10 protein-coding genes are annotated in these 17,129 nt (G+C 49.7%); 4 read left to right on the top strand and 6 right to left on the bottom strand.

Features of this window, described 5'->3' with window-relative positions:
* Positions 1 to 37 precede the first annotated feature (37 nt).
* Positions 38 to 2,554, top strand: coding sequence for a glycerol-3-phosphate 1-O-acyltransferase PlsB (plsB, locus tag ACMHKJ_RS17925; protein ID WP_413496079.1), 2,517 nt, complete (start codon positions 38 to 40; stop codon positions 2,552 to 2,554).
* 192 nt (positions 2,555 to 2,746) lie between these two features.
* Here plsB and ubiA read toward each other — a convergent pair whose 3' ends face one another.
* The 3 genes from ubiA to pgi all read right to left on the bottom strand — a co-directional run bounded on the left by ubiA (position 2,747) and on the right by pgi (position 6,045).
* On the bottom strand, positions 2,747 to 3,601 hold the full coding sequence (gene ubiA / locus ACMHKJ_RS17920) for a 4-hydroxybenzoate octaprenyltransferase (RefSeq protein ID WP_413496152.1): 855 nt from the start codon (positions 3,599 to 3,601) through the stop codon (positions 2,747 to 2,749).
* Between the two features lie 13 nt (positions 3,602 to 3,614).
* Positions 3,615 to 4,139: a chorismate lyase gene (gene ubiC / locus ACMHKJ_RS17915; protein WP_413496077.1), complete on the bottom strand. Its 525-nt coding sequence runs from the start codon at positions 4,137 to 4,139 to the stop codon at positions 3,615 to 3,617.
* 253 nt (positions 4,140 to 4,392) lie between these two features.
* A complete protein-coding gene (gene pgi, locus ACMHKJ_RS17910; protein WP_413496075.1) occupies positions 4,393 to 6,045 on the bottom strand; it encodes a glucose-6-phosphate isomerase in 1,653 nt (550 codons plus the stop codon).
* Positions 6,046 to 6,320: 275 nt separating this feature from the next.
* Here pgi and lysC point away from each other — a divergent pair, with 275 nt between their 5' ends.
* On the top strand, positions 6,321 to 7,703 hold the full coding sequence (gene lysC, locus ACMHKJ_RS17905) for a lysine-sensitive aspartokinase 3 (protein ID WP_413496073.1): 1,383 nt from the start codon (positions 6,321 to 6,323) through the stop codon (positions 7,701 to 7,703).
* Positions 7,704 to 8,166: 463 nt separating this feature from the next.
* Here the strand turns inward: lysC and ACMHKJ_RS17900 are convergent, their stop codons facing one another.
* Together ACMHKJ_RS17900 and metH are read right to left on the bottom strand one after the other, a co-directional pair.
* The gene (locus tag ACMHKJ_RS17900; protein WP_413496071.1) at positions 8,167 to 8,751 is read right to left on the bottom strand and encodes a hypothetical protein; all 585 of its coding nucleotides are present in this window, start codon (positions 8,749 to 8,751) and stop codon (positions 8,167 to 8,169) included.
* A gap of 724 nt (positions 8,752 to 9,475) precedes the next feature.
* Positions 9,476 to 13,156, bottom strand: a complete 3,681-nt coding sequence (metH, locus tag ACMHKJ_RS17895) for a methionine synthase (RefSeq protein ID WP_413496069.1) — start codon at positions 13,154 to 13,156, stop codon at positions 9,476 to 9,478.
* A 336-nt stretch (positions 13,157 to 13,492) separates the two neighbouring features.
* On the opposite strand from metH, the gene edd reads away from it, so the two are divergent.
* Both edd and ACMHKJ_RS17885 read left to right on the top strand, forming a co-directional pair.
* Positions 13,493 to 15,328 (top strand): phosphogluconate dehydratase, encoded by a 1,836-nt coding sequence (edd, locus tag ACMHKJ_RS17890; protein ID WP_413496067.1) that lies wholly within the window; start codon positions 13,493 to 13,495, stop codon positions 15,326 to 15,328.
* A gap of 36 nt (positions 15,329 to 15,364) precedes the next feature.
* Entirely contained in the window at positions 15,365 to 16,006 is a 642-nt protein-coding gene (locus tag ACMHKJ_RS17885; protein WP_413496066.1) for a bifunctional 4-hydroxy-2-oxoglutarate aldolase/2-dehydro-3-deoxy-phosphogluconate aldolase, read from the top strand.
* Between the two features lie 50 nt (positions 16,007 to 16,056).
* Here the strand turns inward: ACMHKJ_RS17885 and metA are convergent, their stop codons facing one another.
* Complete coding sequence (gene metA / locus ACMHKJ_RS17880; RefSeq protein ID WP_413496064.1) at positions 16,057 to 16,986, bottom strand: homoserine O-succinyltransferase MetA; 930 nt, start codon at positions 16,984 to 16,986, stop codon at positions 16,057 to 16,059.
* Positions 16,987 to 17,129 lie beyond the last annotated feature (143 nt).

The following is a 17,129-nucleotide window of genomic DNA, read 5'->3' as shown; positions in this document are numbered from 1 at the left end:
CTGAGCGTGAATTATCAACAAGAGGCTTCATACATTTATGTCACTCTGGCGTAAAATATACTATAACGCATTGAGTTTACCATTGAAATTATTGGTAAAAAGCAAGCCGATCCCGACGGATCCGGTCAACGAACTGGGGCTGGATACACAACATCCTACACTCTATGTTCTCCCTTATCATTCTAAGGCAGACTTACTCGCGCTGCGCCGCCAATGCCTCGCACAAGGTCTGCCTGATCCGCTGGAAGATAATACCATTGGTAATACCACATTACCGGGGTATGTCTTTATCGATGACGGCCCGCGGGTATTCCGTTATTACGCCCTGAATCCACGTAAAGATTCGGTCAATATTTTCCATTCGTATCTGGATCTGCACCGCAATAATCCGGCGCTGGATATTCAGATGCTGCCGGTTTCTGTGATGTTCGGCCGCTCTCCCGGACGCGAAGGACACAACGGCGTACCGCACCTGCGCTTATTAAACGGTATTCAGAAATTTTTCGCCGTTATCTGGCTAGGACGTGACAGCTTTGTGCGCTTTTCTCAGCCGGTTTCCATGGGTGCGATGGCATCTGAGCACGGCACTGACACTATTATTGCTAATAAACTGGCCCGTGTCGCCCGTATTCACTTTTCACGCCAGCGCATGGCGGCAATCGGTCCGAAACTGCCGGTTCGTCAGGAATTATTTAATAAACTGCTGAAATCCAAAGTGATTGAAAAAGCAGTTGAAGATGAAGCAAAAACCAAAAAAATCACCCCTGAAAAAGCCCGGCAAAACGCAGTATCGATGATGAATGAAGTGGCAGCCAACTTCACTTATGATGCTCTGCGTGTTGCCGACCGGGTGTTGCGCTGGACATGGAACCGCCTGTATCAGGGATTAAATGTTCATAACGCCGAGCGGGTACGCCAACTGGCGCAGGATGGTCATGAAATAGTGTATGTTCCCTGCCACCGCAGCCACATGGACTATCTGCTGCTCTCTTATGTGCTTTATCATCAGGGGCTGGTGCCGCCGCATATCGCAGCAGGGATTAACCTCAATTTCTGGCCTGCCGGTCCGATTTTCCGCCGTCTCGGGGCATTCTTTATCCGCCGGAGCTTCAAAGGTAATAAACTCTACTCCACGGTTTTCCGCGAGTATCTGAGTGAATTATTCTCACGCGGCTACTCGATTGAGTACTTTGTCGAAGGCGGACGCTCACGGACAGGTCGTCTGCTAGAGCCGAAAACCGGTACGCTTTCCATGACTCTCCAGGCGATGCTGCGCGGTGACTCCCGCCCTATCACGCTGGTGCCGGTATATATCGGCTATGAGCATGTGATGGAGGTGGGTACTTACGCAAAAGAGCTGCGTGGTGCCACCAAGCAGAAAGAAGGTTTTATGCAGATGGTGCGCGGACTGCGCAAACTGCGTAATCTCGGTCAGGGTTATGTGAACTTCGGGCAGCCAATTCCGCTGTCCCAGTATCTGACCCGCCGGGTACCTGACTGGCGCGATGCGATTGACCCTGTCGAGCCACAGCGCCCGTCCTGGCTGACGCCGACAGCAACCGCGCTGGCAGGCAATATTATGGTTAACATCAATAATGCCGCCGCCGCAAATGCCATCAATCTGTGTACCACAGCCCTGCTCGCATCACGTCAGCGCTCACTGACCCGCGAACAGCTGCTTGAACAGCTTGATTGCTATCTGCAACTGCTGCGCAATGTGCCTTACTCACCGGACAGTACCACGCCGGACAAAACAGCGGAAGCACTGCTGGAACACGCATTGCAGATGAATAAGTTTGAGGTTGAGAAAGACAGCCTCGGCGATATTATCGTTCTCCCGCGTGAAACTGCCGTTCTGATGACATATTACCGGAACAACATCTTGCACATGCTGGTACTGCCGTCGCTTATCGCCAGTATTCTTATTCATCACCGCCGTATCAGCATTGATACAATCCGTGAACATATCGCCATGATCTATCCGCTGCTGAAAGCAGAATTGTTTATGCGCTACAGCCGGGAAGAGCTGCCGGATATTCTCGACACCATTATTGATGAACTGTGCCGTCAGAAGCTAATCTGTCGTAAAGACGATAACATGCTGGTGATTAACCCGGCGCGTATCCGTCCGTTACAGCTGCTGGCCGCCGGTATACGTGAAACGCTGCAACGTTATGCGATCACACTGTCGCTGCTGAATGCCACACCGGAAATCAGCCGCTCAACACTGGAAAGGGAGAGCCGGACTCTGGCACAGCGCCTGTCTGTCCTGCACGGGATCAATGCACCTGAATTCTTCGATAAAGCCGTGTTCGCCACTCTGGTCGGCACACTGCGCGAAGAAGGTTACATCAATGACAGCGATGACATCATTGAGGCCAATGCACAGGAGTTCTACAACGTGCTGGCGGAGCTGATGTCACCGGAAGTACGTCTGACCATTGAGAGTGTCAGTCTGGAAGCGGAGCACGACGAAACAGCACCACAAGAGCCTGATGCGCCATTACCGGCAGATGATGCCGATGATAATGACGATAAAACACCTCAGGGCTGATCAGTTCTGAGAACAAAAAAAGGTGGCCGGGTATCCCGTCCACCTTTTTTATTACCCGCTATACCCTTATTCATTCAAACCGCTGGTTCGTTGGCTGCGCTCAGCTAGCCGGGTCACATACTTATGTATGCTCCCCGTCTATCTTCTCTTGCCGCCTGCCTGCATCTTGAATGACGTTGGGTATATACTCTGTTACAGATAACTGACCAACATGCCGAGAAACAAAATAAACCCGACATAGTTATTATTCATAAATGCCTGGAAACACGGGTCGCGTTCGCGATCAGCCATCAATCTCTGCTGATACACAAATAGAGCACCCGCCAGCAGCAACGACCAATAGAAAATCCCTGAGAGATTAACCATCACTCCAATCCATAGCAACATTAAAATCATCACCAGCTGTAATACTCCGATGATCATTTTATCAAAGCGCCCGAACAGAATTGCTGTCGATTTCACGCCAATTTTTATATCGTCGTTGCGATCCACCATTGCATACTGCGTATCATAAATCAGTGACCAGACAATGTTGGCAGCAAACAACAGCCAGCACACCGCCGGCAGGGATTCACTGACGGCGGCAAACGCCATCGGGATAGACCAGCCGAATGCCGCGCCCAGTACCACCTGCGGCAGATGGCTGACCCGTTTGACAAACGGATACACCCAGGCCAGTGCCAGCCCTGCGACAGAAAGCCAGATAGTCATGGTATTGAGTGTCAGCACCAGCCCGAACGACGCAATGACCAGAACCACAAATAAAATCTTGGCTTCTTTTTCAGTAACATCGCCACTCGGCAGCGGTCTTTTTTTTGTCCGCTCCACTGCGCCGTCAAATTTCCGGTCAGCGAAATCATTAATCACACAACCGGCAGCACGCATACTGAATACGCCAATCGTAAAAATAAGCAGGATCCGCCAGTCAGGAATGCCTTTGGCAGCAATCCACAGGGCCCAGTACGTCGGCCAGAGCAATAAAAGGGCGCCGATAGGTTTATCTATCCGCATCAGGCGGCTGTATGCCTGCCATTTGCGATGCACCATGCTTTGTTCCACGTTAATCTTCTCCATGATGTTCGCTTACAGAATATGCCGGGGACGCCGGCAAAAAAATTTCAGTCAGTAACAGTGGCTTACCGGCAAGCCGCAACCGCGAGCAGCGCGCCCAGTTATGTTCTGACTGCCCGAAGCGGATATAATCCCGGGTCAGGCAACCACTGGTAAATAAATAGCGACCGAGAGGCACATTGCCCATCTGCAATAATTGCCGCTCCTCACCTGTCAGTGTCTCTTCCGGTACGACTGTCCTGCCGGTCAGCCAGGCAATCCCGTCGCCGTACAACACCACTTCCCGCAGCCAGTAACGCGCACTATCGGGCAGATTCATCTGCTCTTCTTCCGTCAGCGCATCGCGGGAAATATATTTTTCACAATACGGCATAGCCGTCACTTCGGTACAGTGCTGTTCAAAACGCCCGGTCATCGATCCTAATTCTACCAGCCAATCCAGTACTATTGCGGGGATCGTATCCGCATTATCAAGCCAGAGGATCGGCGGCGTGGGTATTATTTTTGTTTCCACTCATGAAACTCCGTGGTGTCGATCCGCCTTTTGTTCCCGTATTTGCAGATGAAATTACGTGTTTTGGTCATACTAACCATTATTTATCCGGTGAACAGGAAGCACGATAAGTGTCCGGATATACTTTAACAAAATCAGGGATGAAATGAGTGAGTTGATGAAAATATTTTGTCATAAATAAAGCCGCGCTGCACAACGGCAGAGCGGCTTTGTTCAGAAATTGATATACCCGGGATACCGGTTACAAGAAAACTCAGTTCTGACGCCAGTCTTTGAACCGGTTAATTAATCCGTTCGTTGAGCCATCATGACTATCCACCGGCGAGCTGTCCGCCAGTTCAGGCAGAATACGATTTGCCAACTGTTTACCCAGTTCAACGCCCCATTGGTCGAACGAGTAAATATTCATGATCGTGCCCTGAACAAAAATTTTGTGCTCGTACATGGCGATAAGCGCCCCCAGACTGAACGGCGTAATCGATTTCAGCAAAATAGAGTTTGTCGGACGGTTGCCTTCAAACACTTTAAAGGGCGCGACATAATCCATGTCTGCCGGGTTTTTGCCTTGCGCGGCAAACTCCGCATCCACCTGCTCACGGGTTTTACCGAATGCCAGCGCCTGCGTCTGAGCAAAGAAATTCGACAGTAGTTTGTTGTGATGATCCCCCAGCGGATTATGGCTCTGCGCCGGTGCGATGAAATCACACGGAATAAGCTTGGTTCCCTGATGGATCAACTGATAAAACGCATGCTGCCCGTTAGTTCCGGGTTCACCCCAGATAACCGGTCCTGTCTGTTGTGTCACTGCGTTTCCGTTGCGATCAACAGATTTCCCGTTGGACTCCATATTGCCCTGCTGGAAATACGCGGCAAACCGGTGCATGTATTGGTCATACGGCAGAATCGCTTCTGTCTCTGAACCAAAGAAATTGTTGTACCACAGACCAATCAGCGCCAGCAGTACGGGGATATTCTGTGAGAACTCTGTCTCCGTGAAATGTGTATCCATGGCATACGCGCCATCCAGCAGTGCCGTAAAATTGTCATAACCGACAGACAGCACAATGGACAGGCCAATCGCCGACCATAAAGAATAACGCCCGCCGACCCAGTCCCAGAACTCAAACATGTTGTCAGTATCAATGCCGAATTTTGCGACCTCTTCCGCATTCGTGGAGAGCGCCACAAAATGTTTTGCAACCTCCGATTCATCTTTCGCTTTTGCCAGGAACCAATCACGCGCAGAATGGGCGTTGGTCATGGTTTCCTGTGTGGTAAAGGTTTTCGAGGCAATAAGAAACAGTGTGGTTTCCGGGTTCAGTGTTTTCAGGGTTTCTGCGATATGTGTTCCGTCAACATTTGAGACAAAATGCATACCAAGATGATTTTTATACGGTTTCAGAGCTTCTGTTACCATATACGGACCCAGATCTGAACCGCCGATACCGATATTGACCACATCGGTAATCGCTTTGCCGGTATAACCTTTCCAGCTGCCTCCGATGATCCGCTCACTGAACAAACGCATTTTTTCAAGCACGGCCCGGACCTGCGGCATCACATCCTGCCCGTCCGCCATGACCGGTGTATTATCCCGGTGGCGCAGCGCGGTATGTAACACGGCACGGTTTTCTGTCCGGTTAATATTCTCACCGGAAAACATGCTGCGGATTGCCCCGCGCACATCACACTCTTCAGCCAGTGAAAGCAGTTTATCCAATGTTTCCTGCGTGATGCGGTTTTTCGAGTAATCCACCAGCATCTCTTCACCAAATGCAGCCGAAAAACGGCTGAACCGGTTATCATCCTGCGCAAACAAATCACGCATGTGCACAGATTTGATTTCGCTGTAATGTTGTTCAAGCGCCTTCCAGGCCGCAGTATCGACGGGGTTAATATTTTTCATTGCAGCTCTCTTTTTATTGAAAAACTGAATCGTGTCAACAAAGTGTACTCTGTCCTGACGATAAAGGTGTTATGCGTCTGTCATTCCGTGATATTGCTCAAAAAACGGAGCCAAATCCTGTGCTGAACCGACTATCGCAAAAAACGATAATTCAGCCGCCATTATGAAAGATATTGATTATCCGCTAATCAATATTGACTCATTAAGGCAATACAGATAATTCTATCAGTGTAACACAGCTCACATTTTTCATTTTACGGGATAAGGAATTCATTATGGCGTCGGCATCTTCCTCACCTGCTACGCAGGTTATCGCAAAATTCGGTGGTACGAGCGTGGCAAATTATGAAGCCATGCGCAAAAGTGCCGGGGTCGTTATGCAAAGTCCCGGTGTGGCGCTGGTTGTTTTATCAGCCTCAGCAGGTATCACGAATGCACTCATCGAACTCGCTCAGGGATGCTCCCGCACACAGCGGGAAAAATACCTGCAACAGATAAGCGATGTGCAATACGCCATTTTGTCACAACTCCCTGAAAATGAGTCTCTGCAAACAGAAATTGCCCGCCTGCTGAGTAATATTGCAACCTTATCTGATGCGGCGGCACTGGCAACATCCAGCGCTTTGGTAGATGAAATTGTCAGCCACGGCGAAATAATGTCGACTCTGCTGTTTACTGACGTACTCCGTGAACAGGGAGCGTCGGCACAATGGTTTGATGTCAGGGATGTCATGCTGACAGATGATTGCTTCGGACGCGCAGAACCGGATACCGCCGTGCTCCGTACCCGGTGTGATCAGATACTTGCGCCTCTGCTGGCGGGCGGCGTAGTGGTCACTCAGGGATTTATCGGACGGGAGAGCCGGGATCGCACCACCACACTCGGACGCGGCGGCAGCGATTATACCGCCGCACTTCTGGCAGAGGCCCTCAACTGTCAGCGGGTGGATATCTGGACAGATGTGCCGGGAATTTATACCACAGACCCGCGCATTGTGCCGGATGCCTATCCTATTGATCATATTACCTTTGATGAAGCCGCAGAAATGGCAAACTTCGGTGCGAAAATTCTGCACCCGGCCACATTACTACCGGCGGTACGCAGCGGTATCCCGGTGTTTGTCGGCTCCAGTAAAGAGAGCGGCGCGGGCGGCACACTGGTATGTGACAATGATCCGAACCCGCCATTGTTCCGTGCGCTGACGTTGCGCCGCCAGCAAACCCTGCTGACACTGCACAGTCTGAAGATGCTTCATGCACGTGGGTTTCTGGCAGAGATCTTCACCCTTCTCTCACGCCATAATATTTCTGTGGATGTCATTACGACTTCGGAAGTCAGCATTGCGTTAACACTGGATACGGTCGGTTCCACTCACACGAACGGCGCATTGCTGAGTGAAGAGTTAACCGCAGAATTATCATCACTGTGCCGTATTGAAGTTGAGCAAAATCTGGCGTTGGTCGCGGTGATTGGTAATGAACTGACGCGGGCACACGGGCTGGGAAAAACGATTTTCAGTGCGCTGGAGCCGTTTAATATCCGGATGATAAGCTATGGCGCAAGCGGACATAACATGTGTCTGCTGGTACCGGGCAATGATGCTGAAAATATTATCCGCGCCCTGCACCGTGATTTGTTCCGAAAATCCGGTCAGTAATTTGCAGATGGCAAAAAAACAAAAAAAAACGCCTGACGATATTAACGTCAGGCAATTAATTCACACGAATAGAGATTAATCAACAGAGAACAAAAGTGACAAGTATTGTCGATACATAGCATATCGTTTACTGTCCCTGTCATCACGATATTGACCGCTCCAAAATATGAAGAAGAGTAAGACGATCACGGAAGGAAATATAAATGATAATGAACTGTTTCTCGCTATCAGCCATATCCCTAAGTACGAATTATAAGGAAAGAGGATAATCTTTCCATCAATTAAAATCATATTTTCACAAAACAATATAAATATATTTAATATATCAGCGACGAAGTGATTTATACTAACTAAGACAAGGCGCTATGAATAACTGCTTCCATTATCATTAATTTAATTTACTTATTTAGCATAATAATACCGCTGTTTCATATTGCCCGCAGAAAAGCGGGCATACGCTCTGTCAGCAGACCTTATAACCGCCATGTTTTGCAGCAAATTCATTAAACCCGCGCCAGCCTTTCAGGGCGTGCTCCAGGGTTTTATGTGTGATGTGGCACAGTGACGCAATATTTTTGACCACTTCATTATGATCATCCAGTAAATGATCATTGAGCATGTCCACAATCAACTGACACTCTTGCGGAACTATCCGCCACGCATCCTGTGTGGCAAATTTATGCACAGGAATACACCCGTCTTTCGTGCTGCGCAGACTCAGCAACGCAATTTCATCTTCCCGCGCCTGTTTAAAAGCCGCAATTTCATCCGGTGACGGAATGGGATCAACAAGCTGTTGTTTTGACAGAAAATGATAGACTTCTGATGCACGCGCAGGGGTTAATTCACTTTTCAGCCAGATGCGGTTAAAACAGTCGTCATCCAGCAGATCGTCCGTATCCAGAACATCCGTTATCTGCATAATGTTCAGCACAGCATTCAGGATATTTTCATCCAATTCATAATAGTGAGGCTGATCCGGTTTAGGCAGCGTATAAATGGGCAGGCACCCGGCAGGTAAAGCATCCTGAATATAGAAGCGGTACATTATATTTTATCACTCCCGTTATGATTGAATCTGATGTGCCCGACCGCGGCAGATAACTGCCATAGTACGGCATAATTCCTTGTTTATAAATGGGGATGAAAAAGACAATCACAAGACCCGGGTCATCACATTACATGATCATTACCGACAGAGAATAAGGAGAATGAAAACAGATCCGCTACAAAAGGATACCGGCCGGTTATCCTGAAGAATATCACATCATTGTACAGTGTCCGGTTTCACTGCAACCGGAAGGGTCAGTTCACATCGCTCAGGGATCGATACTACTTTGTTAATAACGGTCTTTCTACCAGATGGATCGCCTTCTTTTATGCAAGAAAAACGAATCGACCTATCACGACTCCTTACCGGATGACATATTTCAGTACATGCCGGAACAGACACCTGACTGAAACATATATTATCCTCAAAATTATATGTTAAATGCCTCAAAACCATAGGGCACAATATGTCAGTTTCAGCACGGCAACTGCCGGTAAATACACCGCACGTTATCAGGGCAGCAAAAATCACCAACCGGTAATACAAAAACGATTTCATATTATATTATCTCCTTTTGTGCTGATAGCAGAGCAACTGAATGTTGCACTATCCACTATACACAGAGCATCTCCGGGCGATTAACGCAAACCAGAACAGAAGACTGATAAGGCTTATGTATCCGGAAAATCAGCAAAAAAAAGCCCCTTTCGGGGCTGTGATATCAATCTTCCGGGTCATAACCCAGGTTCGGTGACAGCCAGCGCTCAAGCTCTTTAACCGGCATATTTTTACGCGCGGCATAATCTTCAATCTGATCTTTCTGAATCTGTGCGACAGCAAAATATTTACTTTGCGGATGGCTGAAATACCAACCGGAAACTGACGCGCCCGGCCACATAGCATAAGACTCCGTCAGGCGCATGCCGGTACAGGCTTCAACATCCAGCAGATCCCATATTTTACTTTTTTCCGTATGCTCAGGACATGCCGGATAACCCGGTGCCGGGCGGATCCCCTGATAATTTTCACGGATCATTGCATCATTATCCAGGTCTTCATCCGGGCTGTAACCCCAGATTGTTTTACGCACCTGCTCATGCAGATATTCAGCAAACGCTTCCGCCAGACGGTCTGACAGCGCTTTTACCATAATTTTATTGTAATCATCATGAGCCGCTTCAAACCCGGCCGCTAATTCATCCTCCTCAAGCCCGCCGGTCACCGCAAAAGCGCCGAGGTAATCGGGTGTTCCTTCAGGCGCGACAAAATCTGCCAGACAGGCATTAGGGAAGTTATCTTTCTTTTGTGTCTGCTGGCGCAGATGACAACTGTACAGCAGGATTTCCTCACGTAATTCATCCCGGTACACTGCGATATCATCACCAATGCGGTTTGCCGGGAAGATCCCGACAACGCCACGCGGAGTCAGTGTGCCGGAGCGGTCAAGCTCATCCAGCATGGCGTTTGCATCCTGAAATAAACGTGTCGCTTCTTCCCCGACCACCTCATCTTCCAGGATACGCGGGTATTTTCCGGCAAGTGACCAGGTCATAAAGAACGGCGTCCAGTCAATATAACGGCGCAAAACAGAGATCGGGGCACTAACCGTTTTCACCCCGGTAAATTGCGGATGCGGCGGAATATAATTATTCCAGTCAACCGCCACCGAATTTTCCCGTGCCTGTGCCAGTGTTACCGGCGCTGAACGCGGCTGACGGCGGGCATACTGGTCGCGGACCACTTCATACTCTCTGCGGGTACGGGCAACAAATTCATCCCGCTGTTTATCTGACAGTAATGCCGCCACCACACCCACGGTGCGTGAAGCGTTCTGGACATAGGTCACTGCGCCGCTGTAATTCGGTTCAATCTTTACGGCGGTGTGTGCTTTGGATGTCGTCGCCCCGCCAATCAGCAACGGCAGTGTGAAGCCCTGACGCTCCATCTCTTTTGCCACATGTACCATTTCATCAAGAGACGGCGTGATAAGCCCTGACAAGCCAATAATATCGACTTTCTTTTCAATCGCTGTCCGCAGAATGGTTTCGCACGGCACCATAACGCCAAGGTCAATAATTTCATAGTTATTGCACTGCAACACCACACCAACGATATTTTTGCCGATGTCATGAACATCGCCTTTCACGGTCGCCAGCAGTACCTTACCGGCACTGCTGCCGCTGGCTTTCGATGCCTTAATATACGGCTCCAGCCAGGCTACCGCCTGTTTCATCACCCGGGCTGATTTCACCACCTGCGGCAGAAACATTTTACCTTCGCTGAACAGGTCACCGACCACATTCATGCCGTTCATCAGGGGACCTTCTATCACTTCCACCGGGGTTGCCACGCGCTGACGACTCTCTTCGGTATCCTCAATAATAAATTCGGTGATCCCTTTTACCAACGCATATTCCAGCCGTTTTTCCACTTCCCATCCGCGCCATTCTGCCAGTTGCGGTGCGATTTCATCCCCTTTGCTGTCGCGGAATTCCTCTGCCAGCGCCAGCAGACGCTCTGTCGCCTCATCATTGCGGTTCAGAACAACATCTTCGACGGCATCACGCAGTGCAGGCGGTAAATCATCATAAATAGCCAGTTGTCCGGCATTGACTATCCCCATATCCATTCCGTTGCGGATGGCGTAATAGAGGAATACGGCGTGGATAGCTTCACGTACCGGGTCGTTACCGCGAAAAGAGAAAGAGACATTCGATACCCCGCCGGAAATCATGGCGTGGGGCAATGTGGCTTTGATTTCCTTACAGGCTTCAATAAAATCAACCGCATAGTTATTGTGCTCGGGGATACCCGTTGCCACTGCGAAAATATTAGGATCAAAAATAATATCTTCCGGCGGAAAACCGACCTTCTCTGTCAGGATGCGGTAGGCGCGCTGACAAATTTCCACTTTGCGCTGACGGGTATCCGCCTGCCCGGTTTCATCAAATGCCATCACAATCACAGCCGCGCCATAGCGCAGCACTTTTTTGGCGTGATCAATAAAAACGGCTTCTCCCTCTTTAAGGGAGATGGAATTCACAATGCCTTTGCCCTGGACGCATTTCAGTCCCGCCTCAATCACCTCCCATTTAGAGGAGTCAATCATAACCGGTACACGGGCAATATCCGGTTCACCGGACACCATATTGAGAAAGCGCACCATCGCCGCCTGCGAATCCAGCATGCCCTCATCCATATTGATATCAATGATCTGTGCGCCGTTTTCCACCTGACTGCGCGCAACAGCCAGCGCTTCCTGATAATCACCGGCTTTAATCAGCCGCTTGAAACGTGCAGAGCCGGTAATATTTGTTCGCTCACCCACATTCACAAACAGCGAATTTTTATCAATTGTCAGCGGTTCAAGCCCCGCAAGGCGGCAGGCGACAGGACGTTCCGGCAGAACACGCGGCGCGATATCCGCAACGGCCTGCGCAATCGCGCGGATATGCTCCGGGGTTGTTCCGCAACAGCCACCGACAATATTCAGTAACCCGGACTGTGCCCATTCGCGAATATACCCCGCCATGTTTGCCGCATCCAGGTCGTACCCGCCGAACGCATTCGGCAGACCGGCATTGGGATGCGTACTGACACAACACTCAGAAATCCGCGAAAGCTCCGCAACATACTGGCGCAGCTCTGCCGGACCCAGGGCACAGTTAAGCCCGAAAGAGAGCGGGCGAATATGACGCATAGAGTTGTAAAATGCTTCGGTTGTCTGCCCGGTCAGTGTCCGCCCGGAGGCATCCGTAATAGTGCCGGAAAGCATCACCGGCAGTGTGATGCCTAACGCTTCAAACTCAGTTTCTACCGCATAAATTGCCGCTTTGGCATTAAGTGTATCGAAAATAGTTTCGATCATAATGATGTCAGCACCGCCATGAACTAACGCCCGCACGGAGCTGCGATAGGCTTCGACCAGTGCATCATAGGAAACATTGCGGTAAGCGGGATCATTCACATCAGGGGAAAGAGAGGCAGTTCTGTTTGTCGGCCCCAGGATACCTGCAACATAACGGGGTTTCTCCGGCGTTTTTCGCGTCCATTCGTCGGCACACTCACGCGCCAGTTTTGCCGCCGCTTCATTGATTTCATCAGACAGGGATTCCATCTGATAATCCGCCATTGAAATAACAGTGGAGTTAAAACTATTGGTTTCAATGATATCTGCACCAGCCTCAAGGTAGGCAAGATGGATTTCACGGATAATATCCGGCTGAGTGATGGATAAAAGATCATTATTGCCTTTCAGATCCACAGGCCAGTCAGCGAAACGTTCCCCCCGGTAACCGGCTTCATTCAGTGTATAGCGCTGGATCATTGTCCCCATTGCACCATCCAGAATAAGGATCCGCCTGGTGAGTATTTCTTTTAATTCGCTGAATTTATTATCCATGTTCTGGCTCCACTCCGTATTACCCTGATTTAAACAGACGTCTGAACGTCTATACTAACACAGCTTTTACTGAGTATATCAAAGACCAACCTGAGCGTTTTTCATGTTGATGCCTGCAACAAACCCGCACAACCGGATTTTCCCGGTTATTCGATCTGCGCCGAAAGCTTTCTCGTTTCAGCTAAAATTTGAGGTTGATCATACTTCCTGGTATGAATTGTGGCGAATAGTTGCAAGACCCCTTTGGTCTGTGTAAATGTTACCGGTAACAATGCATATTAATGATACTGCCGACTTTGAAACAGTACAGCAGACACCCAGCCGGGAGCCAACATCATGACACATTCTGCTTATCCGCCGGTTCATCAGCGCCTTTCAGACATCACCACCCGTATTATTGAGCGCTCGCGATTATCCCGCGCCCGCTATCTGAAAAAAATCAGTACCGCTCGCAGTAAAACCGTTCACCGTGCTCAGTTAGCCTGCGGAAATCTGGCTCATGGTTTTGCCGCCTGCCAGCCGGAAGAGAAACAACAGCTTCGCAATATGGCACACAGCGATATTGCAATCATCACTGCCTATAATGATATGTTGTCGGCACATAAGCCGTATGAACAGTATCCGGAGCAAATCAGGGCAGCACTGCACCGTGCCGGTGCAATTGGTCAGGTGGCAGGTGGTGTTCCGGCAATGTGTGATGGTGTGACTCAGGGTCAGGATGGCATGGAGCTGTCGCTGTTGAGCCGCGATGTGATTGCAATGTCAGCCGCCATCGGTTTATCTCATAATATGTTTGATGGCGCACTGTACTTAGGGATCTGCGACAAAATTGTCCCGGGGATGATGATGGCAGCACTCTCTTTCGGGCATCTGCCGTCTGTTTTTATTCCTGCCGGCCCGATGACCAGTGGTCTGCCGAATAAAGAGAAAGTACGGGTGCGCCAGTTATTTGCTGAAGGAAAAGTCGATCGCCGGGCGTTGCTTGATGCCGAAGCGGCGTCTTATCATTCAGCCGGAACCTGTACCTTTTATGGCACAGCCAATTCTAATCAGATGATGATGGAAATCATGGGGCTGCATCTGCCGGGATCATCCTTTATCCAGCCGGATTCGCCGCTACGTAATGCCCTGACTGACGCAGCAGCACAGCAGGTTGTCCGCTTTACAGAGAACAGCGGCAATTATCTGCCCGTTGGTCAGTTGGTAAATGAGAAAGTAATCATAAACGGTATTATTGGTCTGCTGGCTACCGGCGGGTCGACCAATCTGACAATGCATCTGGTCGCTGTCGCCGCCGCTGCCGGTATCATTATTAACTGGGATGATTTTTCTGAGCTGTCAGATATTGTGCCGCTGCTCAGTCGCATCTACCCGAATGGCCCGGCAGATATTAACCAATTCCATGCCGCCGGCGGATTGCAACTGATTATCCGCGAATTACTCAGTCTGGGGCTGCTGCATGAAGATGTCCATACTGTCGCCGGATATGGTTTATCCCGTTATACACAGGAGCCGTGGCTGGATAACGGGGAACTGAAATGGCGCGAAGGCGCGATTAATTCCCTGGATAATAATGTCATCGCACAGGGTCACACTCCATTTTCTTCTCATGGCGGCACAAAAGTACTGAACGGAAACCTCGGGCGCGCAGTAATGAAAACATCGGCGGTGCCGGTGGGTAATCAGGTGATTGAAGCACCCGCCATGGTTTTTAACAGCCAGCATGACATCGTTCCCGCCTTTGAAGCCGGGCTGCTGAACAAGGATTGTGTTGTGGTGGTTCGTTTTCAGGGTCCGCAGGCAAACGGAATGCCGGAGCTGCACAAGCTGATGCCGCCGCTGGGTGTGCTGATGGACAAAGGCTATAACGTGGCGCTTGTTACTGACGGGCGTTTATCCGGTGCATCCGGCAAAGTACCTTCTGCTATCCATGTTACCCCGGAAGCCTGTACGGGCGGGTTACTGGCAAAAGTCTGCGAAGGTGATCTTATCCGGGTCAACGGGCAGACCGGCGAGCTGACACTGCTTGTCGATGAGACTATTTTAGCCAACCGGGAAGCAGAACAGCCCGATCTCAGTGCTGAACACGAAGGAACCGGCCGTGAGTTATTCAGCGCACTGCGCACGCAACTGTCGGGTGCAGAAGAAGGTGCCTGCTGTATCCGTTTCTGAACCTTTTTAGATTTGATGATCAAAGTGAGAGTAATAATGAATAACTGGAAAATAAGTGCAAACTCAATCTTAACCGCAGGACCCGTTGTGCCTGTTATTGTGATCGATGAACTGCACCAGGCAGTGCCGCTGGCACGCGCGCTGATAGCTGGGGGAGTGCGTGTTCTTGAAGTGACATTGCGTACCAGCTGCGCTGTTGATGCCATCAGGGCTATCGCACAGGAAGTACCCGAAGCGATTATCGGCGCAGGTACAGTGACTAATCCGGAACAATTAAAAGTGGTTACAGAAGCGGGTGCGCAGTTTGCTATCAGTCCGGGTCTGACTGATGCCCTGCTGCAAGCGGCTGTGAACGGACCTATTCCGTTGATCCCGGGAATTTCGACAGTATCCGAATTAATGACAGGCATGAATTATGGGCTGGATAACTTTAAATTTTTCCCGGCAGAGGCTAACGGCGGCGTCAGCACCCTGAAAGCAATCGCAGGTCCGTTTTCGCATATCCGGTTCTGCCCGACAGGCGGGATCAGTCTGAGTAACTATCGTGATTATCTCGCGCTCAGCAGTGTGCTGTGTGTCGGCGGATCCTGGCTGGTGCCTGCGGATGCTATCCGTGACGGTGATTATGCACGTATCACAACTCTGGCAGCACAAGCCGTTGCCGGTGCAACAGCCTGATTATTCAAACTCAATCTGTTTTTTGCCACCGCAATGGTGGCAATTTCAGTTTAGTCCCGGCTGGGGTTCATGACACTCAGATCAAATGGCGTTATCTGATAAACACAATAATTCAGCCAGTTAGAGTAGAGAAGATGCCCGTGTCCGCGCCAACTGGAGACGGGCATTTGTTGCGGGTCGTCTCCCGGGAAATAATTTACCGGCAGTGCAGGCGCTAGTCCGGCACCCGCATCCCGCCAATATTCATTCGCTAATGTATCGGCATCATATTCTGCATGCCCGGTAACATAAACCTGTCGCTTGTCTTTACTGGCAAACAAATATGCCCCTGCGTCTTCTGACGCGGCAAGAATATCAAGATCCGTGTGATCACGGATCATCGATTCCGGAAAATCAGCATTACGGGAGTGCGGAGCAAAAAATTGCCCGTCAAACCCACGGGTCAGCAACGCATGCGGCATCAGCGTCGTATGGCGGTATACGCCTGAGAGTTTTTCACTCAATGTCTGTTTGGGAATATTGTATAAGGTATTCAGTCCCGCCTGCACAGCCCAGCAAACGAAAAGTGTCGATGTAACATGTGATTGCGACCAGCGAATTATTTCATCAAGTTCCGGCCAGTAATTGACATCATCGAAATCAACCAATCCGAGTGGAGCGCCTGTGATAACTAATCCGTCAAAATTCTGCTCCCTGATCTCCTCAAAATCACAATAAAAGGCATCCAAATGCGCTTTTGGTGTATTTTTGGACTCATGATGACTGATACGGAGCAGTTGAATATCCACCTGAAGCGGCGTATTTGACAGTAACCGCAGAAATTGCAGCTCTGTTTCTATTTTTTTCGGCATCAGATTTAAAAACAAGACTTTCAGCGGCCGGATATCCTGAAACTGCGCCCGTGAAGACGTCATTACAAAGATATTTTCATCACGAAGATCAGTCACTGCGGGGAGTTCATCAGGGATACGGATTGGCATGGCGGGTCATTCTCCTTGTTTTTGGACATCCGGACATCTAAAAATAACGAAAAACCGTCATGATGTCGAGAGTAAAACCTCAAGGTGAATTTATTTCATACAAAACATAAAACCCCGATAGTTTCCTATCGGGGTTAATGTTT

The organism is Morganella psychrotolerans (genome assembly GCF_965118875.1).
GTDB classification, from domain to species: domain Bacteria; phylum Pseudomonadota; class Gammaproteobacteria; order Enterobacterales; family Enterobacteriaceae; genus Morganella; species Morganella psychrotolerans_C.
The sequence above is the reverse complement of the archived record's forward strand: the minus strand, read 5'-3'. Positions and strand labels throughout refer to the sequence as shown.

Coding starts and splice junctions, on each gene's coding strand:
- metA (WP_413496064.1), bottom strand. CDS start 16,986: ATGCCAATCCGTATCCCTGATGAACTCCCCGCAGTGACTGATCTTCGT.
- pgi (WP_413496075.1), bottom strand. CDS start 6,045: ATGAAAAATATTAACCCCGTCGATACTGCGGCCTGGAAGGCGCTTGAA.
- edd (WP_413496067.1), top strand. CDS start 13,493: ATGACACATTCTGCTTATCCGCCGGTTCATCAGCGCCTTTCAGACATC.
- ACMHKJ_RS17885 (WP_413496066.1), top strand. CDS start 15,365: ATGAATAACTGGAAAATAAGTGCAAACTCAATCTTAACCGCAGGACCC.
- plsB (WP_413496079.1), top strand. CDS start 38: ATGTCACTCTGGCGTAAAATATACTATAACGCATTGAGTTTACCATTG.
- ubiA (WP_413496152.1), bottom strand. CDS start 3,601: ATGGTGCATCGCAAATGGCAGGCATACAGCCGCCTGATGCGGATAGAT.
- ACMHKJ_RS17900 (WP_413496071.1), bottom strand. CDS start 8,751: ATGTACCGCTTCTATATTCAGGATGCTTTACCTGCCGGGTGCCTGCCC.
- metH (WP_413496069.1), bottom strand. CDS start 13,156: ATGGATAATAAATTCAGCGAATTAAAAGAAATACTCACCAGGCGGATC.
- lysC (WP_413496073.1), top strand. CDS start 6,321: ATGGCGTCGGCATCTTCCTCACCTGCTACGCAGGTTATCGCAAAATTC.